Origin of the sequence: Reyranella sp. (assembly GCF_965249915.1) — a bacterium.
GTDB lineage: Bacteria > Pseudomonadota > Alphaproteobacteria > Reyranellales > Reyranellaceae > Reyranella.
In genome coordinates this window covers 4232437-4255931 of record NZ_OZ252257.1, presented here as the reverse complement: position 1 = coordinate 4255931, position 23495 = coordinate 4232437, and the positions used below count along the sequence as shown (strand labels likewise).

At 67.2% G+C, this 23495-nt stretch carries 24 protein-coding genes; 12 read left to right on the top strand and 12 right to left on the bottom strand.

Annotation, left to right across the window (positions count from 1 at the left end):
* Nucleotides 1-45: 45 nt before the first annotated feature.
* Complete coding sequence (locus tag ACP15H_RS21090; RefSeq protein WP_425068102.1) at nt 46-708, bottom strand: HAD family hydrolase; 663 nt, start codon at nt 706-708, stop codon at nt 46-48.
* A 48-nt stretch (nt 709-756) separates the two neighbouring features.
* Between ACP15H_RS21090 and ACP15H_RS21085 the strand changes: the two genes are divergently transcribed.
* Both ACP15H_RS21085 and ACP15H_RS21080 read left to right on the top strand, forming a co-directional pair.
* Entirely contained in the window at nt 757-1107 is a 351-nt protein-coding gene (locus ACP15H_RS21085; RefSeq protein WP_422031458.1) for a hypothetical protein, read from the top strand.
* Between the two features lie 34 nt (nt 1108-1141).
* The gene (locus ACP15H_RS21080) at nt 1142-2425 is read left to right on the top strand and encodes an aspartate aminotransferase family protein (RefSeq protein ID WP_425068101.1); all 1284 of its coding nucleotides are present in this window, start codon (nt 1142-1144) and stop codon (nt 2423-2425) included.
* 86 nt (nt 2426-2511) lie between these two features.
* Here ACP15H_RS21080 and ACP15H_RS21075 read toward each other — a convergent pair whose 3' ends face one another.
* From ACP15H_RS21075 to ACP15H_RS21050, 6 genes are read right to left on the bottom strand one after another with little or no spacing between them, the layout of a single operon-like run.
* Nucleotides 2512-3255, bottom strand: a complete 744-nt coding sequence (locus ACP15H_RS21075) for an extracellular solute-binding protein (protein WP_425068100.1) — start codon at nt 3253-3255, stop codon at nt 2512-2514.
* A gap of 8 nt (nt 3256-3263) precedes the next feature.
* A complete protein-coding gene (locus ACP15H_RS21070; protein ID WP_425068099.1) occupies nt 3264-4187 on the bottom strand; it encodes a 2-dehydropantoate 2-reductase in 924 nt (307 codons plus the stop codon).
* A 12-nt stretch (nt 4188-4199) separates the two neighbouring features.
* Entirely contained in the window at nt 4200-4745 is a 546-nt protein-coding gene (locus ACP15H_RS21065; RefSeq protein ID WP_425068098.1) for a HutD family protein, read from the bottom strand.
* Nucleotides 4742-5803 (bottom strand): SDR family oxidoreductase, encoded by a 1062-nt coding sequence (locus tag ACP15H_RS21060; protein WP_425068097.1) that lies wholly within the window; start codon nt 5801-5803, stop codon nt 4742-4744. The genes ACP15H_RS21065 and ACP15H_RS21060 overlap by 4 nt, the downstream gene beginning before the upstream one ends.
* A gap of 4 nt (nt 5804-5807) precedes the next feature.
* Complete coding sequence (locus ACP15H_RS21055) at nt 5808-6995, bottom strand: CaiB/BaiF CoA transferase family protein (protein ID WP_425068096.1); 1188 nt, start codon at nt 6993-6995, stop codon at nt 5808-5810.
* On the bottom strand, nt 6992-8005 hold the full coding sequence (locus ACP15H_RS21050; protein WP_425068095.1) for an NADP-dependent oxidoreductase: 1014 nt from the start codon (nt 8003-8005) through the stop codon (nt 6992-6994). Before ACP15H_RS21050 ends, ACP15H_RS21055 begins: the two co-directional genes overlap by 4 nt.
* A 60-nt stretch (nt 8006-8065) precedes the next feature.
* Between ACP15H_RS21050 and ACP15H_RS21045 the strand changes: the two genes are divergently transcribed.
* From ACP15H_RS21045 to ACP15H_RS21015, 7 genes are all read left to right on the top strand, one after another.
* The gene (locus ACP15H_RS21045; protein ID WP_425068094.1) at nt 8066-9202 is read left to right on the top strand and encodes a mandelate racemase/muconate lactonizing enzyme family protein; all 1137 of its coding nucleotides are present in this window, start codon (nt 8066-8068) and stop codon (nt 9200-9202) included.
* Nucleotides 9202-9798: a YdeI/OmpD-associated family protein gene (locus tag ACP15H_RS21040; RefSeq protein WP_425068093.1), complete on the top strand. Its 597-nt coding sequence runs from the start codon at nt 9202-9204 to the stop codon at nt 9796-9798. Before ACP15H_RS21045 ends, ACP15H_RS21040 begins: the two co-directional genes overlap by 1 nt.
* A gap of 73 nt (nt 9799-9871) precedes the next feature.
* Nucleotides 9872-11128: an ABC transporter substrate-binding protein gene (locus tag ACP15H_RS21035; protein WP_425068092.1), complete on the top strand. Its 1257-nt coding sequence runs from the start codon at nt 9872-9874 to the stop codon at nt 11126-11128.
* 29 nt (nt 11129-11157) lie between these two features.
* Nucleotides 11158-12021 carry a branched-chain amino acid ABC transporter permease gene (locus ACP15H_RS21030; RefSeq protein ID WP_425068091.1) on the top strand — a complete coding sequence of 288 codons (864 nt, stop codon included), beginning with the start codon at nt 11158-11160 and terminating at the stop codon, nt 12019-12021.
* Nucleotides 12018-13004, top strand: a complete 987-nt coding sequence (locus ACP15H_RS21025; protein WP_425068090.1) for a branched-chain amino acid ABC transporter permease — start codon at nt 12018-12020, stop codon at nt 13002-13004. Before ACP15H_RS21030 ends, ACP15H_RS21025 begins: the two co-directional genes overlap by 4 nt.
* The gene (locus ACP15H_RS21020) at nt 12994-13719 is read left to right on the top strand and encodes an ABC transporter ATP-binding protein (protein ID WP_425068089.1); all 726 of its coding nucleotides are present in this window, start codon (nt 12994-12996) and stop codon (nt 13717-13719) included. The genes ACP15H_RS21025 and ACP15H_RS21020 overlap by 11 nt, the downstream gene beginning before the upstream one ends.
* The gene (locus tag ACP15H_RS21015) at nt 13716-14435 is read left to right on the top strand and encodes an ABC transporter ATP-binding protein (RefSeq protein WP_425068088.1); all 720 of its coding nucleotides are present in this window, start codon (nt 13716-13718) and stop codon (nt 14433-14435) included. The genes ACP15H_RS21020 and ACP15H_RS21015 overlap by 4 nt, the downstream gene beginning before the upstream one ends.
* Nucleotides 14436-14593: 158 nt before the next feature.
* Here ACP15H_RS21015 and ACP15H_RS21010 read toward each other — a convergent pair whose 3' ends face one another.
* Genes ACP15H_RS21010 through ACP15H_RS20990 form a run of 5 tightly spaced genes read right to left on the bottom strand, consistent with a single transcriptional unit; the run spans nt 14594 to nt 20047 of the window.
* Nucleotides 14594-15463, bottom strand: coding sequence for an ABC transporter permease (locus tag ACP15H_RS21010; protein ID WP_425068087.1), 870 nt, complete (start codon nt 15461-15463; stop codon nt 14594-14596).
* Nucleotides 15464-15473: 10 nt separating this feature from the next.
* Entirely contained in the window at nt 15474-16403 is a 930-nt protein-coding gene (locus tag ACP15H_RS21005) for an ABC transporter permease (protein WP_425068086.1), read from the bottom strand.
* Nucleotides 16403-17401: an ABC transporter ATP-binding protein gene (locus tag ACP15H_RS21000; protein ID WP_425068085.1), complete on the bottom strand. Its 999-nt coding sequence runs from the start codon at nt 17399-17401 to the stop codon at nt 16403-16405. Before ACP15H_RS21000 ends, ACP15H_RS21005 begins: the two co-directional genes overlap by 1 nt.
* Complete coding sequence (locus ACP15H_RS20995) at nt 17398-18402, bottom strand: ABC transporter ATP-binding protein (protein ID WP_425068084.1); 1005 nt, start codon at nt 18400-18402, stop codon at nt 17398-17400. Before ACP15H_RS20995 ends, ACP15H_RS21000 begins: the two co-directional genes overlap by 4 nt.
* Nucleotides 18403-18412: 10 nt before the next feature.
* Nucleotides 18413-20047, bottom strand: a complete 1635-nt coding sequence (locus tag ACP15H_RS20990) for an ABC transporter substrate-binding protein (protein WP_425068083.1) — start codon at nt 20045-20047, stop codon at nt 18413-18415.
* Between the two features lie 194 nt (nt 20048-20241).
* On the opposite strand from ACP15H_RS20990, the gene aqpZ reads away from it, so the two are divergent.
* From aqpZ to ACP15H_RS20975, 3 genes are all read left to right on the top strand, one after another.
* Entirely contained in the window at nt 20242-20934 is a 693-nt protein-coding gene (aqpZ, locus tag ACP15H_RS20985; RefSeq protein WP_425068082.1) for an aquaporin Z, read from the top strand.
* A 62-nt stretch (nt 20935-20996) separates the two neighbouring features.
* Nucleotides 20997-21362: a hypothetical protein gene (locus ACP15H_RS20980; RefSeq protein ID WP_425068081.1), complete on the top strand. Its 366-nt coding sequence runs from the start codon at nt 20997-20999 to the stop codon at nt 21360-21362.
* Nucleotides 21363-21400: 38 nt separating this feature from the next.
* Nucleotides 21401-23491, top strand: a complete 2091-nt coding sequence (locus ACP15H_RS20975; protein WP_425068080.1) for an adenylate/guanylate cyclase domain-containing protein — start codon at nt 21401-21403, stop codon at nt 23489-23491.
* Nucleotides 23492-23495: the final 4 nt, after the last annotated feature.

Sequence of the window (23495 nt, the reverse complement as noted above, 5' to 3'; positions counted from 1 at the left end):
CCTCTTTTACGTGCCCGACTGGTTACCGGATCAGTTCGTGTGAAATTAAAGAATCTCTTCGAGCATAAGCCGCGCCGCGTGCAGGTCGTCGAATACGCGCAGGCACTTGGCCCGGACTTCCGGCAACGGCGGCAGGATGTCCGGTACCATGAACGCCATCATGCCGGCGGCGTGGGCGGCCGTCAGTCCGACGTTGGAATCCTCGAAGGCGATGCAGCGCTCCGGCGACACGCCGAGGCGACGGGCGGCCTCCAGATAGACGTCGGGCGCGGGCTTGGCGTTCTCGACGTCGTCGCGTGTCGCCACCGCGGCGAAGCGATCGATGAGACCGGCGCGCCCGAGATGACGCTCCGCAGTGACTCGACCGGAGCCGGTGGCGACCGCGAGGCGCAGGCCGCGGCCCGCCAGGAAGTCGAGCATCTCGACGACGCCGGGCTTGACCGGCAGGTGGCTCTCCAGCCGCCGCTTGGCATGGCCGGAGAAGCGCTCGCGGAAATCTTCGATGCGGAAGGCGGCCCCATAGAAATTCTGGATCATGGCGTCGCACTCGCGGCCCGAGATGCCGATCATCGAGTGACAGAATTCCAGCGTCATCTCGATCTCGAAGTCGCGCGCCGCGTCCTGCAGGGCATCGATGTAGACGGCCTCGGTGTCGATCAGCAGACCGTCCATGTCGAAAAGAACGGCTTCAACGGGTTTCTTCAGCATGCTTTCGTTCTAAGCTGTGGGGCCGAGAGGGCAAGGGAGAGAAAATTCATGCGTATCCATAATCTGTATGTCGACGCCGATGGCGAGACCCACTTCCGCGACATCGAGATCGAGTGGAAGAACGAGGGCCGCGGCGGCAAGACCTCGGCTACCCTGCCGGCGACCGGCATCATCTTCCGCGAGACGCCCGGCACCTACGATTATGAATGGCATCCGGCGCCCCGCCGGCAGTACATCATCAACCTCGATGCCGGCGTTTCCATTCAGGCCAGCGACGGCGAGACCCGCATCATCGGCGCCGGCGAAGTGATCCTGGTCGAGGACACGCACGGCAAGGGCCACTTCTCGAAGGCGATCGAGGGCAAGCTGCGTCATTCCATCTTCGTTCCCATCGAATAGTTCCACCAAGCGTTTCAAGCGTAGAGAGGCAACCATGAACGTCCAGACCCCCGTCGATCCCACCAACGAGCTGATCGAGCAGGCACGGCGCGTGCTGCCGGGTGGCACCTTCGGCAACTTGCCGGCCGAGGTGATCCTCAAGGAGGGCAAGGGCGGTCACATCTACGACGAAGCCGGCAAGGAGTATGTCGACTTCCTGCTTGGCTCCGGCCCGATGTTCATCGGTCATGCCCATCCCGAGGTCACGGCGGCGGTGCAGGCGCAGGTGCCGCTGGGCACGACCTTCTTCGGCAACAACCGTCACGGCATCGCGCTCGCCGAGGCGATCGTCGACGCCGTTCCCTGCGCCGAGCAGGTGCGCTTCGTCTGCTCCGGCACCGAGGCCGATCTCTATGCGATGCGCGCTGCGCGCGCCTTCCGCAAGCGCGACAAGATCCTGAAGTTCGAGGGCGGCTATCACGGCATGAGCGACTATGCGCTGGTGTCGCTGGCGCCCAAGGCTCCGGGCAATTTTCCGCGCGGGTCCATCGACTCCGCGGGTATTCCGAAGTCGGTGGCCGACGAGATGGTGGTGGCGGCCTTCAACGATATCGATATGGTCAGGAGCCTGATCGAGGAGCAGAAGGACGAGCTGGCCGGCGTCATCGTCGAGCCGTTCCAGCGCCTGATCCCGCCCAAGCCGGGCTTCCTGCAGGCGCTTCGCGAGGTGACGGCCGAGCATGGCATCCCGCTGATCTTCGACGAGGTCGTGACCGGCTTCCGCTTCGCCTATGGCGGCGCCCAGGAATATTACGGCGTCACGCCCGACCTCTGCACCCTGGGCAAGATCGTGGGCGGCGGCTTCGCGCTGGCGGCCATCGCCGGCCGCGCCGATATCATGAAGCACTTCGATCGTCTGGCGATGACCGACGAGGATTTCATCTTCCAGGTCGGCACGCTCTCGGGCAATCCGGTGGCCGCCGTCGCGGGCCTCGCCACCCTCGACGTGCTGAAGCGCCCGGGCACCTACGAGGGCGTCTTCGCCAACGGCCGCAAGCTGATGGACACGCTGTCGGAGCTCATCAAGAAGCACGGCTTCAAGGCGCAGGTGATCGGCGAGCCGCCGCTGTTCGACATCATCTTCACCGACCAGCCGATCAAGGACTATCGCGACACGCTGAAGGCCGACACCGCGACCCTGAAGCGCTTCAACCAGGCCCTGCGCGCCCGCGGCATCATGAAGGGCGACAGCAAGTACTATGTCAGCGTGGCGCACACCCAGGCCGACATCGATCACACGATCCGCGCCTGGGACGAGGCGTTCGAGGCGATCAAGTGAGCCCGGCGTGATCGACGTCTGAGCTCGGAATCCTTTTCCTCCCCCGCAAGGCGGGGGAGGAAATCTTTGGGGGGAATGGTCCCGCCCTACGGGCTGTCGAGGCCCTTCGACTTCAGGAGCTTGCCGTTCTCGGGATTGGCCAGCGCGAGCAGGAGCGCGTCGGCAGCGGCGCGATTGCCCGAGGCCACGGACACGCCGCCGGAATAGACCGTGAAGTTCTGCAGCATCAGCGGGATCGGCCCGACGAACTGCACACCCGGCATACCCATCAGCTCGCTGCTCTGCTGGAGCGCGACATCGGCCTTGCCGTCGACGATGCGCTCGGCCGCCAGGCCGCCCTGAACCAGCACGCTCTTGGGCTTGAGCTGGTCGGCGATCCCCATCTGCTTGAAGAGCTGGGCGACGTAGATGCCGCTCGAGCCGCCGGAGGCCGGGTCGATGTAGGCCACGGCGCGCGCCGCCAGCAGGGCCTTCTTGAAGCCGTCGGGCTCGGAAATGTCGGGCACGGGCGCGCCCTGCTTGATGGCCATGCCCACGCCGGCGCGGGCCAGTTCCTTGGCGCTGCTCTCGTCGATGCGGTTGCCCAGGAACTGGGCCATCGGGATCGGCGGCATGACCACCACGTCGAAATACTCGCCGGCGGCGACGCGCTTCTGCAGGGCGCCGGTCGTGCCGCTGTCGATCGTCACCTTGTGGCCGGTCTTCTTCTCGAAGTCGGCGACGATCTCGAGGGCGGCCGACTTGTAGGCGCCGGCGGTCAGCAGCTTGAGGTCGGCGGCCGAGGCACCGCCCGCGGCAAGGGCGAACAGAAGGACGAGCAGGACGCGCATGGTTTTCCTCAGGCTGGCGTGCCCATGACGTAGGGCTTCAGGGCAGCATACATCAGCGCGTGTGTCGGTGTCGGGACATTGTGCTTCCTGCCCAGCTCCACGACCTTGCCCGACAGCCAGGGCAGCTCGATGCGGTTGCCGCGCAGGAGATCGACCGCCATGGACGCCATCAGCTGCGGCGGGGCATTGCGGTTGAAATTGAAGGTCCGTTCGACGATGTCGGCGGGCAGGGTGACGCCCAGGGCGCGCCCGACCGCGGCCACTTCCGCGTAGGCAGCGCCGAACATCGCGCTGATGTCGGCATCGTCGCGCAGCTTGCCGACCGGCAGGCGCGTGAGCGCCATGACGCCGGCATTGGAGGCCAGCAGCACGAACTTGATCCAGAGGTCGGTCAGGATGGCTTCGCTCAGCACGCCGTCGATGCCGGCCTTCCTGCACATCTCGGCGAGGGCCACGGCGCGCGGGCTGCGGCTGCCGTCGGGTTCGCCGAATACCATGCGCATCACCGTGCCGGTCTGGCGGATCAGCCCCGGCTCGGCGATCGTCGCGCTGATGTTGGCGACGCCCGGCATCACGGCATGGGCGCCCAGGATCGGGATCAGCCGTTCGTGCGCATCGACGCCGTTCTGGAGGGTGATGACGGCGGTGTCGGGCCCAACCATCGGCTTGATCGCGACCCCGGCGCTCTCGACGTCCCACAGCTTCACGCAGAACAGCACGTAATCGACCGGCCCGACCTCGGCCGGATGTTCGGTGGCCTGCGTCGGCTGCAGATGGGTGTTGCCGCGCACGCTCTCGATCCTGAGGCCATCCTTCTTCATGGCCGCGAGATGTGCGCCGCGCGCGATGAAGGTGACGTCGGCGCCGGCCTGCGCGAGCGCCGCGCCATATCCGCCTCCGACGCCGCCGGCGCCGACAACCGCGATCCTCATCGAGCTCGTCTCCTATGCCGCGGTGATGCTGCCGACAAGCAGGCAGCCGACCCGGCCGCTGAGCCGTGTCGGCCCCGTGATGTCCAGCCGCAGCGCGTGGTCCGCTGCAAGCCGGCGCTCGTCGCCCTGCACCGCCAGGGTCGCCTCGCCGTGAGGACTGTAGGCAATGTGCGTGCCGGGCTGCAGGAGGAGCGTGCGATCCTCGTCGAGGACGGCGATGTCGATCTTCACTTGGGCGCGGGCGCCGATCAGGTTGACGACCTCCACCGGCCCGGCCTCGAGCCGGCTCGCGATCCTGGTCTCGCCGGTGAAGTGCACCGGCCGGAAGGGCTGGCGCACGTCGATCTCGCCCTCGGGCGTCTCCAGGACCAATCCGCTGCCGGAGACGAGGACCTGCACGCGATCGTACCCGGTATAGTCGGAGAAGGGTCCGGGCCGCACGATCGGGGTGCGGCCGAACCGCCAGACATCGCCCGAGAAGGCGATGTCCACGGTCGTGCCGCCGCCGTTCTTCCACGGCGTGCGGAGATAGTTGGCGGGGTCGAGCAGGGTGATCACGGTACGATACGCTCCTTGCGATAACGCGTCAGCAGGCGCTCGAACATGGCCTCGCTGTCCACCACCTCGTGGAAGCCATGCTGGCGGCTCTTGGTGACATCGGACATCACGTCCCAGTCCGAGCCGAAAACGTAGTCGGCAAATGGCCAGGCCACGAGCTGGCCGAAGTCGAACTTCTTCAGCCGATGCTTCTTCGTCATCTGCGACCACAGATCCGCCTTGTCGGCCATCTGCTGCGTCAGGTTGATGGTCTGCAGCTCCCCAACCTTCATGTCGAAGACCTGCGCAATGCGAGGCCAGACGTTGCGCCAGCGGAAATAGTCGCCGTTGGTAATGTTGTAGGCCTGGTTGGCGGCGCGCTTCTCGGTGGCGGCCCACAGCGCCGCGCTGGCGAAGTGCGAGGACTCCGTCACCTGGTAGATGGTGCCATAGGCACCGGGTTTGCCGGGAAAGCGCAGCGGCAGGCCGAGCTCCTTCGAGATCGCGGCATAGACGGCGATGGCCGGCAGGATGCTCATGGCCGTGCCGGGCGCGAAGCCGCATAGCGTTTGAGGTCTTAGTTCGGTCCAGCTCCACCGCTTGCCGCGCTGGAAGCCGGTCAGCCAGTCGATCTGGTCGAAGTAGAAATCGGGCGGCATGTGCCGCGGATCGGTCTCGCGCATCGGCGTCTTCAGGGGGCCGAGATGCGTGCCGTAGTACTTCGTGCCGGTGACCAGCACGACGCGCTGCAGCTTGCGCGACGCATCTGCGATGGCGGTGACCGAGTTCACCAGCATGTCGCGATTGGGCGCGATCACCGAGGCATAGCCCGCCGCGTTGCCGGTGCCGGGCTGGAAGGCGGCGTAGAAGACATGCGTGATGTCGCGCAGGCCCTTAAGTTTTGTGGCGACGTCGTCGAGATCGAGCAGGTCGACCGAGACGTGGCGATAGCGCCGCCCATCCTTCTCCGGCCGGCGCGACAGGCCGATGACCTGCCAGTCGCCCTCGGCCACCAGCCTCTCGACGATGTAACGGCCAATGACGCCGAGCGCACCGACCACCACGGCCTTCTTCTGCATGATTCTACCTCGTCGCGGCGACGGTGCCGTTGGCGATCAGCGTGTCGATCTCGGCCGCGGCGTAGCCGTGCTCTTCGAGGATCGCGCGGCTGTGCTGGCCGGGCACCGGCGCCTCGGCGCGCGCCGTGCCCGGTTCCGGCGGCAACATGCCGGGCAGCGCGGGAACCGGCACCTTCTGCGGGACGCCGGCCTGCTCGAGCCAGTGGATCAGGCCGGTTTCCTTGACGTGCGGCTGGTCGATGAAGTCGGCGTAGCTGTTCAAGCGCTCGTGCATCAGCTTGGCCTCGGTAAGCTTCTGGCTCCAGTGCGAGGATGGTTTCGCCTCGATCATCGGCCGGATGATGGCATAGAGCGCCGCTTCGTTGGCGAGACGCGCCGCTGGCGTGGCGAAGCGTTCCTCGTACGCCAAAGCGGGTACGTCCATCAGCCGGCAGAGGCTCTGCCAGTCGGTGTCCTTGATGGCGAGGATCGACATCCACGCGTCCACCGTTCTGAACACGCCACCGGGCACACCGCCCGGCTTCATCGTGCCGCCTTCGAGATGGCAGGCCATGAGGCGGATCGACTGAAGCGCGGTCGCCGACTGCATCAGGCTCACGTCGATGTAGCGGCCTTTCGTCTCGTCGCGGCGGGCATAGAGTGCCGCGCTCACGGCCTGGAAGGCATAGAGTGCGGTCGACATGTCGACCACGATCACCGGCACGCGATGGGGAATCCCGTCCTCGCCGCGATTCTCCGCCATCATGCCGGTATAGGCCTGCAGCACCGGGTCCATCGCCGGCCGTTCGGCCAGCGGTCCGGTCTGGCCGAAGCCCGAGATCGACACATAGAGCAGGCGCGGGACGCGGGCCGACACGGTTTCGTAGTCGAAGCCCAGCCGCTTGATGACGCCCGGCCGGAAGCCTTCGAGGAAGATGTCGGCGTCCTTCAGCAGGCGCCACACGACGTCCTTGCCGGCCTTGCTCTTGAGGTCGACCGAGAGGCTGCGCTTGCCCATGTTGCCGATGATCGAGAAAGCGCTGTGACTCTCGTAGTGGACACCGAGCGTGCGCGCCCAGTCGCCCTCGCCGATACCCTCGACCTTGATCACCTCGGCGCCGTGCTGGGCCAGCAGCATGGCGCAATAGGGGCCGGCAATGCCCTGGCTCAGGTCGACGACCTTGAGGCCGGCGAAGGGCGCGTCGTAGCTCATGCGAGCTTGACCAGCATCTTGCCGAAGTTCTCGCCGCGCAGGAGCCCGATGAAGGCGCGAGGTGCCTTGTCGATGCCCTCGACGATGTCCTCGCGGTACTTGAGCTTGCCGTCGCGGATCCATTCGCCCATCTGGCGCATCGCAGGACCATAGTGCTGCGCGAAGTCGGTGACGATGAAGCCGCGCGCCGTCACGCGCTTGCCGACGAAGGTGCCGAGCAGGCGCGGTCCCATCGAGGCGCCGGTGGCGTTGTATTGCGAGATCGAGCCGCACAGCGCGACCCTGCCGAAGAAGTTGATGTTGCGCAGGACGGCATCGGTGATCTCGCCGCCGACATTGTCGAAGTAGATGTCGGGCCCGTTGGGGCAGGCGGCGCGCAACGCGGCGTCGAGATCCTTCTCCGCCTTGTAGTCGATGCAGGCATCGAAGCCGAGTTCGTCCTTCACGAAGGCGCACTTCTTCGCGCCGCCGGCGATGCCGACGACCCGGCAGCCCATGATCCTGGCGATCTGGCCCACCACCTGGCCCACGGCGCCGGAGGCCGCCGACACGACGACCGTCTCGCCGGGCTTGGGCTGGCCGACATGCAGCAGGCCGAAATAGGCCGTCATGCCCGGCATGCCCAGCACGCCGTTGGCGGTCGAGATCGGCGCCAGCGAGGGATCGACCTTGCGCAGGGCCGGCCCGCCGCCGATCGCATATTCCTGCCAGCCGAGACGATCCTCGACGATGTCGCCCACCTTGAAGTCGGGATGCTGCGAGGCCACGACCTCGCCCACCGTGCCGCCAGTCATGACCTCGCCGAGGCCGACGGGCGAGGCGTAGGAGGCGGCGTCGCGCATGCGGCCGCGCTGGTAGGGATCGAGCGAGAGGTAGTGGACCTTCACCAGAACCTCGCCATGGCGCGGCTCGGGCACTGGCACTTCCTCGACGCGGAAATCTGATTCGGCGGGCTCGCCGGGCGGCCGACGGACGAGGACGACGCGGCGGTGCGTTTTGGGGATGGTCATGAGCGGTTGCCTCCGATTTGCTTTGGGGCCCACCATAGCGCGGGATTTGCAGGAGCTGCCATGCCGACGATCCGCCGTCTTTCGTTCATCGGACTCGAATATGCCTTCGCACCGGAGAAGGCCTACGGCATGTCGCGGGGCGGTGGCTTCCGCCGCCAGGGCGGGCTCGTCGAGGTCGAGACCGACCAGGGCGTGACCGGAATCGGCGAGGCCTTCGGCAATCCGCTGGTGACGCGGGAATATTTCCGCATGCTCGAGCCGATGTTCGTCGGCCGGAGTATTTTCGACTTCGACCATGTCGAGGCGAAGGTGCGCAACGCGATCTATCACCTGGGCGTCGGCAACCAGCTCACCGCCTGCCTCGCCGGCATCAACGTCGCGCTGTGGGATGCAATGGCCCGCGGGTTCGGCGTGCGGGTCTGCGACCTGATCGGCGGCTGCGGCGCGACACGTTTCCCGGCCTATGCCTCGACCGGCTTCTTCTCCGACGATCCCGACCGCCAGCTCGAGCATATGATGGCGGAGGCAGCGGCCCATCCGTATGCCGGCGCCAAGATCAAGATCGGCCGCGGCGTCCGGAGCGACGTCGAGAGGGTGAAGCTCGCCCGCGAGGCGCTGGGCCCCGACAAACTGCTGCTGGTCGACATCAACGGCGCCTACACGGCCGACGTGGCGCTGGAATGCGCGCGCGCCATCGAGCCGTTCGGCATCCACTGGATCGAGGAGCCGCTGCCGCCGGGCGACTTCCGCGGCTATGCCGAACTCAGGGCGCGTTCTCCCATCGCCCTGGCGGCGGGCGAGGCGCATCATACGGTGCGCGACTTCCGGGCCCTGATCGACGGGCGCTGCATCGACATCGTCCAGCCTTCGATCCCCGGCGTCGGCGGCATCACCGAGGCCAAGCGCATCGTCGCTCTGGCCCATGCGCAGAACCTTAGGGTTGCGCCGCATGTCTGGGGCGGCGCGGTGGGCCTCGCGACGGCCTGCCATTTCCTCGCGGCGCTGCCGGCGACGCCTCACACCGACCATCCGCCGCATCCCGCGATGCTGGAATACGACATGAGCGACAACGAGTTGCGCACCAAGCTGCTCAAGGCGTCGCTCAAGCTCGACGCCGGCCACATCCTGTTGCCCGAGGGGCCGGGCCTCGGCATCGAGCTCGATCGGGATGCGGTCGAACGCTACCGGGTGTGTTGATGCCGCCCGTCAAAGTCGATCCGGAGAAGGTTCGCGAGTTTGCGACGGAAGCCAGCTTCTACCGGTGGCTGGGCAAGCATCACGACACGGAAAGCGAAGTCTGGATCAAGATTCATAAAGTAGGGTCGGGCCTCACATCGATTACCCCGAAAGAGGCGATCGACGTCATCCTGTGCTGGGGCTGGATCGACGGCATCCGCAAGGGCTTCGACGACAGGAGCTTCCTGCAACGCTACACGCCGCGCGGCGCCAAGAGTGTCTGGAGCCAGATCAACGTCGACAACGTCGCCCGGCTGATCGAGGAAGGCCGCATGACCGCGCACGGGCTGAAGCAGGTCGAGGCGGCGAAGGCAGACGGACGATGGGCGCGCGCCTACCGCGTCAAGGACTCGAAGATCCCGGACGATCTCCAGGCCGCCATCGATGCCGAGCCCGAGGCAAAAGCCATGCTGGCGAAGCTCAGTGCGCAGAACCGCTTCGCGCTGGTCTTCCGCATCGAGAATTTGAAGACCGAGGCAGGCCGCAAGAAGAAGATCGAGGCCTTCGTCGAGATGCTGAAGCGGGGCGAGACCCTCTATCCGCAGGGCAGAAAATAGCTTCGGTTTGCTGGCCGCGTTGCGGCATGCCAAGATTTGCACTCAACTACGGGCAGCACCGGGGGAAACAAGAATGATCAAGGCCACGCGTCGAAAGATTGCGGCAGTCGCCGCTCTGGCGGTCCTCGGCTTCACTGCAAGTGCAGCCGCGCAGCAGGTCGTCAAGATCGGCGCGGTCTATCCGCTGAGCGGCAACTCCGCGAGCACCGGCAACTACGCCAAGCTCGCGTTCGAGATGGGCGCCGACATCATCAACAACGGCAATGCCGAGCTCGCCAAGGTCATGCCCCTCGCCAAGGGCGGCGGCCTGCCGGGCCTCAAGGGCGCCAAGATCCAGATGGTGATCGCCGACAACCAGGGTACGCCCGCGGCCGGCCAGAACCAGACCTTGCGCCTCATCACCGAGGAAAAGGTCGCGGCGGTCATCTGCTGCTATCAGTCTGGTATCACACTGACCGCGAGCGCCGTCGCCGAGCGCTACGGCGTGCCGTTCCTGAACGCCGAGTCGGTCGCCGCCAATCTGACGGAGCGCGGCTTCAAGTGGTTCTTCCGCACCACGCCGGTCGCCGCCGACTTCGCCAACGCCTATTCGGTATTCCTCAAGGAGCAGAAGGCCGCCGGCCAGAAGGTGAATTCGATCGCGATCGTCCATGAGAACACCGAGTACGGAAACTCGGTGTCCAGCGTCATCGCCGACACGTTTGCCAAGAACGGCCTCAACGTCACGCAGAAGGTCGCCTATTCGGCGAACTCGACCGACGTGCAGCCGCAGGTGCTGCAACTCAAGGAGAAGAACCCCGACGTGGTGATCTTCATCTCCTACACGTCCGACGCGATCCTCTATGCCAAGACGATGAAGGAAGTGAACTGGAAGCCGGCGATCCTCATTGCCGACGATGGCGGCTTCAACGATCCGGCCTTCGTGAAGGCGATGGGCTCGGTCACCGAAGGGCTGATCAGCCGCTCGGTCTTCGCCTCGGGCAAGCCGGGCAGCGTCGCGGCCATCCTCGACGATCTCTACAAGAAGAAGACGGGCGGCGACGGGCTCGACGACGTGTCGGCGCGCGTGCTGCAGGCTTTCTTCGTGATGGCCGAGGCGATCAACAAGGCCGGCTCCACCGACCCGGCGAAGATCCGCGACGCGCTGAAGGCCGTCGAGATGAAGCCCGAGCAACTCGTCGCGGGCTATGATGGCGTCAAGTTCGACGACAAGGGCCAGAACATCCAAGCCTCGACCCTGATCACGCAGATGCGCAACGGCAACTACGTCTCGGTCTGGCCGAAGGCGCGCGCGACCAGCGAACTGATCCTGCCCTACAAGGGCTGGTAGGTCGCGGCGGCGGCGGGAGACGTCCCGCGATGTCGATGACCCTGGTGCAGGTCGTGGTGAGCGGCCTGCTGCTGGGCGCTCTCTATGCGCTCTTCTCGTCCGGCCTCACGCTGATCTGGGGCATGATGAACGTCGTGAACTTCGCGCACGGCGACTTCGTCATGCTGGGCATGTACACGGCCGTGATGGTCTGGACGGCGCTGGGCGGCGGGCCCTGGGCGTCCGTCCCCGCGGCGGCCATGCTGATCGGCACGCTGGGCATCGCCAGTTATTTTCTGCTGGTCCGCCACATCATGCGCGGGCCGATGCTGGCGCAGATCCTGGGCACGTTCGGCCTGGCGCTGTTCCTGCGCTACGGCGCGCTGTGGGCGTTCGGCGCCAACTTCAAGACGCTGCCCGATGACCTGGTCGGTCACTCGTTCATCCTGGCGGGCATCCGCTTCGAGGGAGCGCGCGTGCTCGCAGGCGCGGTCGGCCTCATCGTCACGCTGCTGCTGCACCTGCTGCTGACCCGTACCTCGATCGGCAGCCGCATGCTTGCGGTGTCGGAGGATGCGACGGCGGCGCAGCTCATGGGTATCCGTCCCCAGCGCATGCAGGCGCTGGCCTGGGGCATGGCGGGCGCTGCGACCGGTATCGCCGGCGCGCTGATCGCCACGTTCTTCTACACCTCGCCCACGGTCGGCGAGACCCTGGCCATCGTGGCCTTCGTCACCGTGGCCCTGGGCGGCTTCGGCAGCGTGCTGGGCGCGCTGGTCGCGGGGCTGCTGATCGGCGTCGTCGAATCGCTGTCGGCCTACCTGATCGGGCCGGTCTACAAGGACGTCATCGTGTACATCCTCTTCGTGCTGGTCCTGTGGTTCCGGCCGCAGGGCCTGATGGGCAAGACATGACGCCGCGTCGCCTGATCCAGATTGCGCTGGTCGTGCTGGTGCTCGCCTATCCGCTGCTGGCCAGCGGCTCACCCGTGTGGGGTCGTCTCGGGGCGCTGGTGCTGCTGGCCGCCATCGGCGCCTCGGCCTGGAACATCGTCGGCGGCTATGCCGGCCAGGTTTCGGTCGGCCATTCGGTGTTCTTCGGCATCGGCGCCTACTCGGCGGTGGTGGCCTACATTCACCTCGGCCTGCCGCCGATCGCCGGCGCGCCGCTCGGCATGGCGTTGAGCGTCGCCGTCGCCGCCGTCATCGGCGTGCCGACGCTGAAACTCTCGGGTCACTATTTCAGCATGGCCACCATCGCGGTGGCCGAGCTGGTGCGCGTGCTGAGCTCGACCTCGGAGTTCCTGGGCGGAGCGCAGGGGCTGGGTGGGCCGCCGATCCCGCGCAGCGTCTTCGATCTCTCCTTCATCTCGGCAACGCCCTACTACTACATCTTCCTCGCCGTGCTGGCGGGCCTGCTCTGGCTTACGCACGCGATCGAGCGAGGCCGCATGGGCTTCTACCTGCGCGCCATCAAGGACAGCGAACGCGCCGCCCGGTCGCTCGGCGTCGCGGCCGGCCGCTACAAGCTCTATGCCTACATGCTGAGTGCCGCCTTCACGGCGCTGGCGGGGTCGCTCTATCTCACCATGTTCGGCTTCGTCGATCCCGAGTCGGGCTTCGGCATCCTGATCTCGGTCAAGATGCTGGTCATGGCGGCGCTGGGCGGCGCGGGCCAGCTCTTCGGGCCGCTGGTCGGCGCCCTGATCCTGGTGCCGTTGGAGGAGCTGTCGAACAGCTATCTCGGCGGCCAGGGCGCGGGCATCACCTTCGTGGTCTATGGCGCGATCATCGTGATCATCGCGCGGTTCCTGCCGAGCGGCCTGCTGTCGCTGTTCAAGCCGCGCCGTGCCGCCGCACCACCGCCTTCGAAAGTCGTGGACGGCCATGCTGATTGAGGCGCGCGGTGTCACCAAGGCGTTCGGCGCCTTCAAGGCGGTCGACAATGCGTCGGTGAGCGTCGAGGACGGCGATATCCTCGGCCTGATCGGCCCGAACGGCGCGGGAAAGTCGACCTTCTTCAACTGCCTGACGGGGGACTTGGCCACAACGGCGGGCAGCGTTCATTTCGCCGGCGTCGACGTGACGCGCGATCCACCCGAAGCGCGCGCGCGGCTGGGCCTCGCGCGCAGCTTCCAGGTGCCGCTCACCTTCGAATCGATGTCGGTGCTCGAGAACACGATGATCGGCGCCATGCTGCGCCATCCGAAGGCCGCCGATGCGCGCGCCAAGGCGCTCGACGTGCTGGAGAAGGTGGGCCTGGCGCGGCTGGCCGACCAGCCGGCGCGCAGTCTCGGCACGCCCGGCCGCAAGCGGCTCGAGATCGCGCGCGCTCTGGCGTCGGAGCCCAAGGCGCTACTGCTCGACGAGGCGATGGCCGGCCTCACGCCCACCGAGGTCCGCGAGGCGATCGACCTGGTACGGCGCATCCATGACGGCGGCATCACCATCGTGATCGTCGAGCACATCATGGAGGTGATCGTGTCGCTGACGCGCCGTGTCGTGGTGTTCCACCAGGGCCGCGAGATCGCCCGCGGCACGCCGCGCGAGGTGACGACCGATCCCGTGGTGATCGAGGCCTATCTCGGCCGCCGCAAGGTGAGGCACACGTGAGCCCGCCGCTTCTCAAAATCAGCCACCTCGAAGTGCGCTACGGCGACCTGATCGGCGTCGCCGACGTCTCGCTGGAAGTGCCCAAGGGGGCGGTGGTGGCGCTGCTGGGATCCAACGGTGCCGGCAAGACCACGGTGCTCAACGCCGTCGCCGGCATCGCCACGGCTTCCGGCGGCACCGTCGAATTCAAGGGCGAGAACATCGCGGGCCAGCCGGCCTACGCGATCGTGCGCAAGGGCCTGGCCTTGTCGCCCGAAGGCTGGCGGCTGTTCGCGCAGCAGAGCGTCGAGAACAACCTGTTGCTGGGCGCCACGCCGCTCGCCGACCGCGCCCGCATCCCGCGCCTGCTCGATCGCGCCTACACGGTCTTTCCGAGGCTGGCCGAGCGGCGCCTGCAGCGCGCCGGCACCATGTCCGGCGGCGAGCGCCAGATGCTGGCGGTCGCCCGGGCCCTGATGAGCGAGCCGGAACTGCTGTTGCTCGACGAGCCCAGCCTCGGTCTCGCGCCCGCCATCGTCGACGTCATGTACGACAGCTTTTCGGCTCTTCACAAAGACGGCCAGACCATCCTGCTCGCCGAGCAGTCGGTCGATCTCGCGCTTGAAACAGCCGACTACGCCTATGTGCTGCAGGTCGGCCGCACGGTCCTGAAGGGCCCTGCCAAGGAGATGCTCGACAATCCCGACGTCCAGCGCATCTATCTCGGCGTCGAGTAGCGTCTTAGCCGATCCATTCCTAACCTCATCCTGAGGAGCCGTGCGTAGCGCGGCGTCTCGAAGGATGGGCACGAGCACCACGTCTGTTGCCCATCCTTCGAGACGGCCCTTCGGGCCTCCTCAGGATGAGGTGGTGCGGTTCAGCTCGGGCAGATGCTCTAACGCAACGTCGGATCGAGCCGGTCGCGCAGCCAGTCGCCCAGCAGGCTGATCGAGAGCGTCGTGATAACGATGGTCGCGGCCGGGGCCAGCATGATCCAGGGCGCGTGGCTGATATATTCGCGGCCGTAGCCCACCATGTTGCCCAGCGACGCGAGCGGCGGCTGGACGCCGAGACCCAGGAACGACAGGCCGCTCTCCAGCAGGATGATCTCGGGAAAGGTGAGCGTCATCGACACGATCAGGGTCGAGGCGATGTTGGGCAGGATGTGCAGGCCGTAGATGCGGGCGGGGCTCGCGCCGAGCTGGCGGATCGCTGCGGCATAGCCCTGCTCGTTGGCCGCGAGGGTGAGGCCGCGCGCGATGCGGGCGTAGCGTTCCCAGGAATGAAAGCCCATCAGCGCGATGAACAGCGGCAGGCTGTTGCCGAGGAAGGCCAGCACCGACAGCGCGATGATCATGAAGGGCATGCTGGCCTGGAAGTCGATGGCCATCAGCACGACCTGCTCGACCCACTTGCGGAAGTGGGCGGCGAGAAAGCCCAGCGCCGTGCCGAGCGTCGCCGCGATGATCGTGCCGAAGAAGGCGATCAGCAGGCTCATGCGGATCGACATGATGAGTCGCGAGAGCACGTCGCGGCCGAGCTCGTCGGTGCCTAGGAGATGGGCCCAGGTGCCGCCCATCAGGACCGGCGGCGCCAGCCGCGCCTTGAGATCGAGGGCGGTGATGGAATAGGGGACCAGAAAGTCCGCGCCCAGCGCCGTCACGATCATCAGCGCCAGCCAGGCGAGCGCCAGGGTGACGCCGAGCGGCAGGGCGAAGGGGCGACGCGGGAGGGCGGGAGCGGGGGCGCGTTCGGCGATGGCCATGCGGCTGCTCCTAGTGCGCCGCGGCCGTGCCGCGCACGCGCGGATCGAGCCAGCCATAGGCGAGGTCGACGGTGAGGTTGGCCATGACCATCCACGCCGCGATCACCATCAGGATGGCCTGCACGACCGCGAGGTCGCGATTGGCTACGGCCGAGACCAGCAGCCGGCCGACGCCCGGCCAGGAGAAGACGCTTTCGACGACGACGGCGCCGGCCACCAGGCTGCCGACCATGAAGCCGATGATGGTGACGGTCGGAATGGCGGCGTTGGGCAGCGCATGGCGCGTCACGACGGCGTGCCAGGTCACGCCCTTGGCCGAGGCGGCGCGGATATAGGGCTGGCCCAGCACTTCCAGCATGGCCGAGCGCGTGAAGCGCGCCATGATCGCCGCGCCGCCGGTGCCCAGCGTGATGATCGGCAGGATGGCGGAGGAAAGCCCGCTGTTGCCGCTGGCCGGCAGCCAGCCGAGCTGGACCGCGAACACCAGGACCAGCAGCAGCGCCAGCACGAAGCTCGGCATGGTGAAGCCCGCGACCGAGGCCGCCATGGTCAGCCGGTCGGCCATCGAGTTGCGATGCAGGGCGGCATAGATGCCGGCGGGAATCCCGAGGCCGATCTTGAGCGCCAGCGCCGGCATGGTGATGGCGAGGGTCGCCGGCACGCGTTCCATCACGAGGTCGATGGCGGGCCGCCCGTCGCGCATCGACTTGCCGAAATCGCCGGTGAGGGCATGGCCGATATAGGACAGATACTGGTCCCAGATCGGCTGGTTGAGGCCCCAGGATTCGCGGAAGGCCGCGATCGCCTCGGGCGGGGCGTCGACCGACATGATCAGCAGCGCCGGATCGCCCGACAGCCGCAGCACCACGAAGGCGAAGGTCATCACGAACAGGATGGTGAGGGCCGCGCGCAGCAGGCGCGAGGTGGCGAACATCAGCATCAGGCGGCGACCTGCAGGGCGGGCTCGTGGACGCGGTGGCAGGCGACCAGACGGCCGCCGGTCGACGGCTGCAGGGTCGGCGCCTCGGCGCGGCACTGCGCGGTGGCGAAGGGGCAGCGGGTGTGGAAGGCGCAGCCGGATGGCACGTTCACGGGGTTGGGCGGATCGCCCTGCAGCAGCAGGCGCTCACGTTTCGGTCCGCCCCCGAAATCGACGGTCGGGATCGCGGCGACCAGGGCGCGCGTGTAGGGATGGGCCGGTGCGGCGAACAGGCTCTCGGCTTCGCCCTGCTCGACGATGCGGCCGAGATACATGACGGCGACGTCGTGGCTGACCTGGCGCACGACCTTGAGATCGTGGCTGATGAACAGATAGGCGATGCCCAGCCGGTCCTGCAGGTCGAGCAGGAGGTTCACGACCTGGGCCTGGATGGAGACGTCGAGCGCCGAGATCGGCTCGTCGCAGACCAGCAGGTCGGGCTTGGTCATCAGGGCGCGGGCCAGCACCACGCGCTGGCGCTGGCCGCCGGACAGTTCGTGCGGATAGCGTTCGTACTGGTGCCGCTGCAGGCCGACCGATTCCATCGCCGCCTGCGCGCGATCGCGGCGCTCCGCGGCGGTCGTCCGTTCATGGATGACCAGCGGCTCCTCGATCTGCGTGCCGATCGGCAGGCGGCGGTCGAGCGCGCCCAGCGGATCCTGGTAGACCATCTGGATGTGCCGGCGCAGGCCGCGCCAGGCCGGCGTGCCGACGGCCGGCAGCTTCTGTCCGCGATAGTGGACGGTGCCGGAAGTCGGCGGGACCAGCCCCAGCACCAGCTTGCCGGTCGTCGACTTGCCGCAACCCGATTCGCCCACGAGACCGAGGGTGCGGCCCGGATGGACGGCGAGAGACACGCCGTCGACGGCACGAAGCACGGCCTTGGGCCCGAACAGACCCTGGCCGCTGCGGACCTGATAGTGGCGGCGCAGATCGGTGGCTTCGAGCAGGGCACTCATTCGGCGGCCTGCGGCTGGATCCACGCGGAGACGCCGGTCTCGGTACGGCGATGGCAGGCCGTGAGGTGGCGGAAGCCGACGAGGCGCGAGGGCGGCGGCACCGTCGCGCATCGCGCCTCGGCGACGGGGCAGCGCGGCGCGAAGCGGCAGCCGGCAGGCATGCTTCCCGGTTCCGGCACGGTGCCGGGAATCGCGGCCAGCCGGCGGCGCGGGCCGGTGAGGGTGGGCAGGGCGGCCAGCAGGCCCTGCGTGTAGGGATGCCGCGCCGCACCGAACAGATCGGCGCCGGGCGCTTCCTCGACGAGACGGCCGGCATACATCACCGCCACCCGGTCGACATTCTCGGCGACCACCCCGAGATCGTGGCTGATCAGCACCAGCGCCATGCCGGTGTCGCGCCGGATGCTGCCCAGGAGGGCCAGGATCTGCGCCTGGATGGTGGCATCGAGCGCCGTCGTGGGCTCGTCGGCGACCAGCAGGTCGGGCTCGCCGGCCAGCGCCATGGCGATCATGACCCTCTGGTTCAGGCCGCCGGACAGAAGATGCGGATAGTCGGAGAGGCGCCGGCGCGCGTCGGCGATGCCGACCTGGTCGAGCAGGCGCAGCGCCTCGGCCTCGGCGGCGCGGCCGCCCAGGCCGCGATGCAGGTCGAGCGCCTCGACGAGCTGCCGGCCGATGCGATGCACCGGGTTGAGGCAGCTCGACGGGTCCTGGAAGATCATGGCGATGCGCTTGCCGCGCACCTGCTCGAGGTCGCCGCGCGTGGCCCCGACCAGTTCCTTTCCGTCGAGACGGACCGACCCCGTCACGCGGGCCTTGGTCGGGAGCAGACCGAGCGCGGCCAGCCAGGTCACGCTCTTGCCCGAGCCCGATTCGCCCACGATACCCAGCGCCTCGCCGGGTGCGATCTCGAGGCTCACGCCATCGACGGCGCGCGAGTCCTGCGCGCCGCGAGCGAAATCGACCGTGAGGTCGCGTACCGCGACGAGGGGCGCCGTCATCGTGCCGCCCTCAGATCGAGAAGTTGTTGCTGCGGAACTCCATCGCGAAAGACGGCGAGGCCTTCCACTTGATGTCCCGGCGCTTGGCGGTGAAGGTCGCGTTCTGATGCAGCACCGTGTAGGCGGGGTCTTCGCGCTCGCAGATTTCGAGCATGCGCCTGAACATCGCCTTGCGCTTGCCCATGTCGGTCTCGATCTCCATTGCGGTGGAGAGCCGGTTCATCTCGTCGTTGGTCCATTCGCCGACCTGCTGCTGCTGGCCCTGCGGCCCGTGCTGGGCGACCAGCGAGGAGATCGGGTCGTTGAAGCCGGCGCTGTTGGACCAGTCGCGCACGGCGCGCGCGCCGTTCGCGTCGAAGACCTGCTGCCAGTTCTCCTTCATCTCGATCTGCACGTTGAGGCCGACGGTGCGCCACATCTCGACCAGAACCTGCGCGGTCGACACCTGGTTGGTGTAGTAGTTGTTGAGCAGCCGGTACGGGATCGGATCGCCCTTGTAGTTGGCTTCCTTCAGCAGCGCCTTGGCCTTGGCGAGATCGTAGGCCGGGACCGTCCAGTTCTCGACGAACATCGGGCCATAGAATTCCCATTGCAGGCCCGGCGGCACGCGGGTGCGGCCCGACCACAGCGCGTCGACGATGGCCTGCCGGTCGATCGCGTGGGTGAAGGCCTGACGGATGCGCGGGTCGGTGAGGCGCGGATGGTTCTTGTCGAACACCGTGATGCGATGATTGACGATGGTGCTGCCCAGCACCTCGAATTTCGGGTTCTTCTCGATGCCCGGGATCTGGTCGGGCGGCACGTCGCAGATGAAGTCGAACTGGCCGGCCAGCAGGCCGTTGATGCGGGTCGCGACCTCGGGCACCACCATGATGCGCACGCTCTTCAGCGGCGGGCGGCCGCCCCAGTAGTCGTCATGCGCGTCCAGGGTCAGCGACTGGTCAGGCACGAACTCGCGCACCTTGTAGGGGCCGGTGGCGACCGGAGCGCGCGCCCAGTCGAGCCAGCTCTTGGCCTCGTCGTAGGCGCGGCGCGAGACGATGTCGCTGCCGAGGCGCCCGATGCGGCCCTCCATGGTCACGTCGGGCGTACGGTTGACGAAGCGCACCGTGTACTTGTCGACGGCCTCGACCTTTTCCAGGGCCGGGAACAGGCGCTTGGCCACCGCGGGGACTTCCGGCGGCAGGTTCTTGCCCTGCACCGCATCGCGGATGAGGACCGAGGTGAACAGCGTCTTGTTCGAGGTGATGTCGTAGTCCGGGCCGAACATGCGGTCGCGGCTGAAGGTGAAGACCACGTCGTCGGCGGTCATCTCGTCGCCGTTGTGGAACTTCACGCCCTTGCGCAGGGTGAATTCGACGGTGCGGTCGTCGATGCGCTTCCAGCTCTCGGCGAGGCCCGGCACTTCCTCCAGTTTGGCGAGCAGGTCCTGCATGATCAGGCGCTCGAACATGAAGGAGAAGACGCGCTGGCCGACATTGGACTGCTCGCGCAGCGGCTCCAGCGCGGCGCTGTTGGCGATCTGCTGCACCGCGATGGTGATGGCGGGCCGGCGGTCGGCCTGCCCGAGGGCGATACGCGGCAGGCCGAAGCTGGTGGCGGCGAGGCCGGATGCGGCGATCAGAGCGCGACGGCGCAGAATCATGGTGTGAACCCCCTGGGCAACGAGGGCGGCACGCTAGGGCGCTTTCGTGAACGCGAGGTTTCGGTTCGGTGACGCTTCGCTTGTTGCAGTGCGGGGAATCGTTCGGCGATGCATCTCCGCTGCTATGTATGTGCGCGCACTAGGAGAGTTCTTGGAAGAGGCGTAGAATCATCTCGGCAACTCGGGGAGAGAACATGCCCATTACCAATCGCCTCTATGCAGAATTTCTGGGGACTGCTTGGCTTGTGCTGGGCGGTTGCGGCAGCGCCGTGCTCGCCGCCGGCTTTCCGCAACTCGGCATCGGCTTCGCAGGCGTGGCGCTCGCCTTCGGCCTCACCGTCCTGACGATGGTCTATGCCGTGGGCGGGGTGTCGGGCGGTCACTTCAACCCGGCGGTGACGGTCGGTCTGGCGGTGGCCGGTCGCTTTCCGTTCGGCGAGGTCGTTCACTATGTGGTTGCCCAGGTGGTGGGCGGCATCGCGGGCGCCGCCATCCTCTATGTCATTGCGACCGGCAAGGCCGGGGCCGAGATCGGCAGCTTTGCCACCAACGGCTATGGCGATCATTCGCCTGGCAAGTACGGGCTGGTCTCCGCGCTGGTCATCGAAGTCGTCATGACCTTCGGCTTCGTGACCATCATCCTCGGCGCGACGGACAAGCGCGTCAGCCCGGCGGTGGCGGGCCTCGCGATCGGCCTTGCGCTCACGCTCATTCACCTCGTGACCATTCCGGTGACCAATACGGCAGTGAACCCCGCGCGCAGCACGGCACCGGCGCTGTTCGTGGGCGGCGCGGCCCTGTCGCAACTCTGGCTGTTCTGGGTGGCGCCGCTGCTGGGAGGCGCGATCGCGGGCGCTGCCTACGGGTTGCTGCGCAGCAAGGACTGACGGGGCCGTCCGGTCGCTGTAGAGTGGGAAACAAGCCCAAGACCAATGAAGGACGATCCCCCATGTTCATCAAGAGACTCGCCCCGCTCGTCCTGGTCGGACTTCTGCCGCTGGCGGCCGCCGCCCAGCAAAATGTCGAGCTGAAGTTCCGCTTCAAGGAGAATCCCAACAGCATCTCGGGCTGCATCCAGCTCGATCCCTCCTTCACCCGCGAACACACCTTCACGATCGCCAACGGTCAGGTCGAACTCAAGTCGGCCGGCGGCATCGACGTGAAAATGAAACCGATCCGCGCGAACGTCTATGAAGGCCGCTTCGATCTCGGCCGCATGAACATCATCTACACCGCCGATCTCGGCGCCACCCCGCCCACCCTGGTCGCGCAGAGCCAGGATGGCGGCTGCAAGTGGAATGCGGTGAAGGCCTGACGCTTGCGGCTTTCGCGTTGTTCTAGGGGTTGAATCCGGTGCGCCGGTCCATTCCGTTCAGCGTCACCATCCTGACGCTGATGGCGCTGGTCGTGGTGCCGCTGACCAGCGTGCTGCTGTGGCTCGGCTGGCGTTCCGTCGATCTGCTCGAACAGCGCAGCGCCGACCAGAAGGTCTCGCATCTCGAATCGGCGGTGGAAGACTTCCTCACGGATGGCCTGCATGTGGTGATTTCGGTCGGCCAGGCCCTGGCCTACGGTCCGAGTTTCAACGCCACGGAAAATCCGGTCGTCGACGAGGAGCGGCGGCACCAGCTCATCGCCATGCTGGAGCGTCACCCGGCAGTGCAATCGGCGTATGTCGGTTACGCCGACGCCAGCTTCATCTATGCCGGGCGTCCGGAAACCTTCACGATCGAGCAACGCATCGAACTGGATGCGCCGGATGGCGAATCGATCATCGTGCGGGTGATCGAGGCGGGCGAGCCTCCGCGCAAGGAAACCTACTGGTTCTATCTGCCGGACGGCAGTCACGGCCCCGCCCGGACCGCCACGACGACCTTCGATCCCCGTACCCGGCCCTGGTACGTCCAGGCGATGAAGGCGAAGCAGGCGATTCTCACCGAGCCGTATCGCTTCGTTCAGACGCCGGACGCCGGCATCTCCGCCGCCATTCCGCTGCGCACCGATATCGGCGTCATGGGCTTCGATTTCACGCTCCGGACGCTCTCGGAGCTGCTCACCGCCTACAAGATCACCGAGAACTCGGTGATCGTGGTGGGCCATTCCGGCGGCGCGGTCGAGATCGAGTCGGAGCCGTGCGCGCCGGCGCTGCCCGGATGCCTGCCGTCCGACGCGGCCGTGCGGCAGATCCTGCACAAGGCCGTCGAGGAGGCGGTCGCCACCGATGCCAAGATCGATCGCCAGGTCGAGGCCGGAGGCCACACGTATCGCGTGATCGTTCATCGCATGCCGCCGTTGCTGGGGCAGCGCTTCGTGATCGGAGCGGCGGTGCCGGTCTTGGAGCTGACGGCCGAGTCGCGCGTGCTTCTGCAACGCGCGGGCGCGGCCGCAGCCATCGCCGTGGCGCTCGCCGCGCTCGGGGCGCTGGCCGCCTCGCTCATCCTCTCGCGCTCGATCGCGCGCATCGCTCTCAAGACGGAAAGCATCCGCCGGCTCGATTTCTCCGACCAGCAGCCGGTGCGAAGCCGCATCACCGAGATCGTGCGCCTGTCCGACGCGGTCGAGAACATGCGCGAGGGGTTGGAAATCTTCGGGCGCTACGTGTCCAAGGACCTCGTGCAGCAGATCATGCGTTCGCCCGAGAGCAGCGGCGTCGGCGGCACGCGCCGCGAGATCACGGTGATGTTCACCGACATCGAAGGCTTCTCGCTGCTCACCGAGACGATGGAGCCCGAACTGCTGACCAGCCGCCTGTCGCGCTACTTCGAGGCGCTGGGCTCGGCGATCTCGGCCAACCGCGGCATGATCGACAAGTATATCGGCGACAGCATCATGGCGTTCTGGAACGCGCCGGAGACCGATCCCGAGCACATCGCCAATGCCTGTCGCGGCGCGCTGCAGGCCGCCGCCGCCGGCCGGGCCCTTTCTGAGAAGTGGCGCGAGCGCGGCCGACCGGGCTTCCGCACGCGCTTCGGCCTGCATACGGGGCCGGCCGTGGTCGGCAATGTCGGCGCTCGTGAACGCATCAACTACACGCTGGTCGGCCAGGTCGCGAACCAGGCCTCGCGCCTCGAAGGCATGAACAAGGTGTACGGCACCGAGATCCTGGCGAGCGGCGAGGTCGCCGAGCCGACTTCAAGCTTGTTCGTCTGGCGCCACATCGATCGTGTCATAGCCGTCGGCACGACCGAGCCGCACGATGTCTATGAACCCATGGGAGAGGCCACCGTCCGGGCCGAGCACGCGGCGTTCCTCGTCGCTTGGGATCGCGCCCGCGCCGCCTATGTCGAGGGCCGCTTCGACGACGCGCTGGCCGGCTTCCAGGCCGCGGCGGCGATGCGTGAGGAGGACGCGCCGTGCCGCGTCTTCATCCGGCGGTGCGAGAGATTCCAGAAGGAGGGCGCGCCTGCTGCGTGGGACGGCACCTGGCACATGGACCAGAAGTAGCGCG

Excerpts from the sequence above, each read along its gene's own strand:
- ACP15H_RS21090 (WP_425068102.1), bottom strand. The coding sequence starts at position 708 with ATGCTGAAGAAACCCGTTGAAGCCGTTCTTTTCGACATGGACGGTCTG.
- ACP15H_RS21085 (WP_422031458.1), top strand. The coding sequence starts at position 757 with ATGCGTATCCATAATCTGTATGTCGACGCCGATGGCGAGACCCACTTC.
- ACP15H_RS21080 (WP_425068101.1), top strand. The coding sequence starts at position 1,142 with ATGAACGTCCAGACCCCCGTCGATCCCACCAACGAGCTGATCGAGCAG.
- ACP15H_RS21075 (WP_425068100.1), bottom strand. The coding sequence starts at position 3,255 with ATGCGCGTCCTGCTCGTCCTTCTGTTCGCCCTTGCCGCGGGCGGTGCC.
- ACP15H_RS21070 (WP_425068099.1), bottom strand. The coding sequence starts at position 4,187 with ATGAGGATCGCGGTTGTCGGCGCCGGCGGCGTCGGAGGCGGATATGGC.
- ACP15H_RS21060 (WP_425068097.1), bottom strand. The coding sequence starts at position 5,803 with ATGCAGAAGAAGGCCGTGGTGGTCGGTGCGCTCGGCGTCATTGGCCGT.
- ACP15H_RS21055 (WP_425068096.1), bottom strand. The coding sequence starts at position 6,995 with ATGAGCTACGACGCGCCCTTCGCCGGCCTCAAGGTCGTCGACCTGAGC.
- ACP15H_RS21050 (WP_425068095.1), bottom strand. The coding sequence starts at position 8,005 with ATGACCATCCCCAAAACGCACCGCCGCGTCGTCCTCGTCCGTCGGCCG.
- ACP15H_RS21045 (WP_425068094.1), top strand. The coding sequence starts at position 8,066 with ATGCCGACGATCCGCCGTCTTTCGTTCATCGGACTCGAATATGCCTTC.
- ACP15H_RS21040 (WP_425068093.1), top strand. The coding sequence starts at position 9,202 with ATGCCGCCCGTCAAAGTCGATCCGGAGAAGGTTCGCGAGTTTGCGACG.
- ACP15H_RS21035 (WP_425068092.1), top strand. The coding sequence starts at position 9,872 with ATGATCAAGGCCACGCGTCGAAAGATTGCGGCAGTCGCCGCTCTGGCG.
- ACP15H_RS21030 (WP_425068091.1), top strand. The coding sequence starts at position 11,158 with ATGTCGATGACCCTGGTGCAGGTCGTGGTGAGCGGCCTGCTGCTGGGC.
- ACP15H_RS21025 (WP_425068090.1), top strand. The coding sequence starts at position 12,018 with ATGACGCCGCGTCGCCTGATCCAGATTGCGCTGGTCGTGCTGGTGCTC.
- ACP15H_RS21020 (WP_425068089.1), top strand. The coding sequence starts at position 12,994 with ATGCTGATTGAGGCGCGCGGTGTCACCAAGGCGTTCGGCGCCTTCAAG.
- ACP15H_RS21010 (WP_425068087.1), bottom strand. The coding sequence starts at position 15,463 with ATGGCCATCGCCGAACGCGCCCCCGCTCCCGCCCTCCCGCGTCGCCCC.
- ACP15H_RS21005 (WP_425068086.1), bottom strand. The coding sequence starts at position 16,403 with ATGCTGATGTTCGCCACCTCGCGCCTGCTGCGCGCGGCCCTCACCATC.
- ACP15H_RS21000 (WP_425068085.1), bottom strand. The coding sequence starts at position 17,401 with ATGAGTGCCCTGCTCGAAGCCACCGATCTGCGCCGCCACTATCAGGTC.
- ACP15H_RS20995 (WP_425068084.1), bottom strand. The coding sequence starts at position 18,402 with ATGACGGCGCCCCTCGTCGCGGTACGCGACCTCACGGTCGATTTCGCT.
- ACP15H_RS20990 (WP_425068083.1), bottom strand. The coding sequence starts at position 20,047 with ATGATTCTGCGCCGTCGCGCTCTGATCGCCGCATCCGGCCTCGCCGCC.
- aqpZ (WP_425068082.1), top strand. The coding sequence starts at position 20,242 with ATGCCCATTACCAATCGCCTCTATGCAGAATTTCTGGGGACTGCTTGG.
- ACP15H_RS20980 (WP_425068081.1), top strand. The coding sequence starts at position 20,997 with ATGTTCATCAAGAGACTCGCCCCGCTCGTCCTGGTCGGACTTCTGCCG.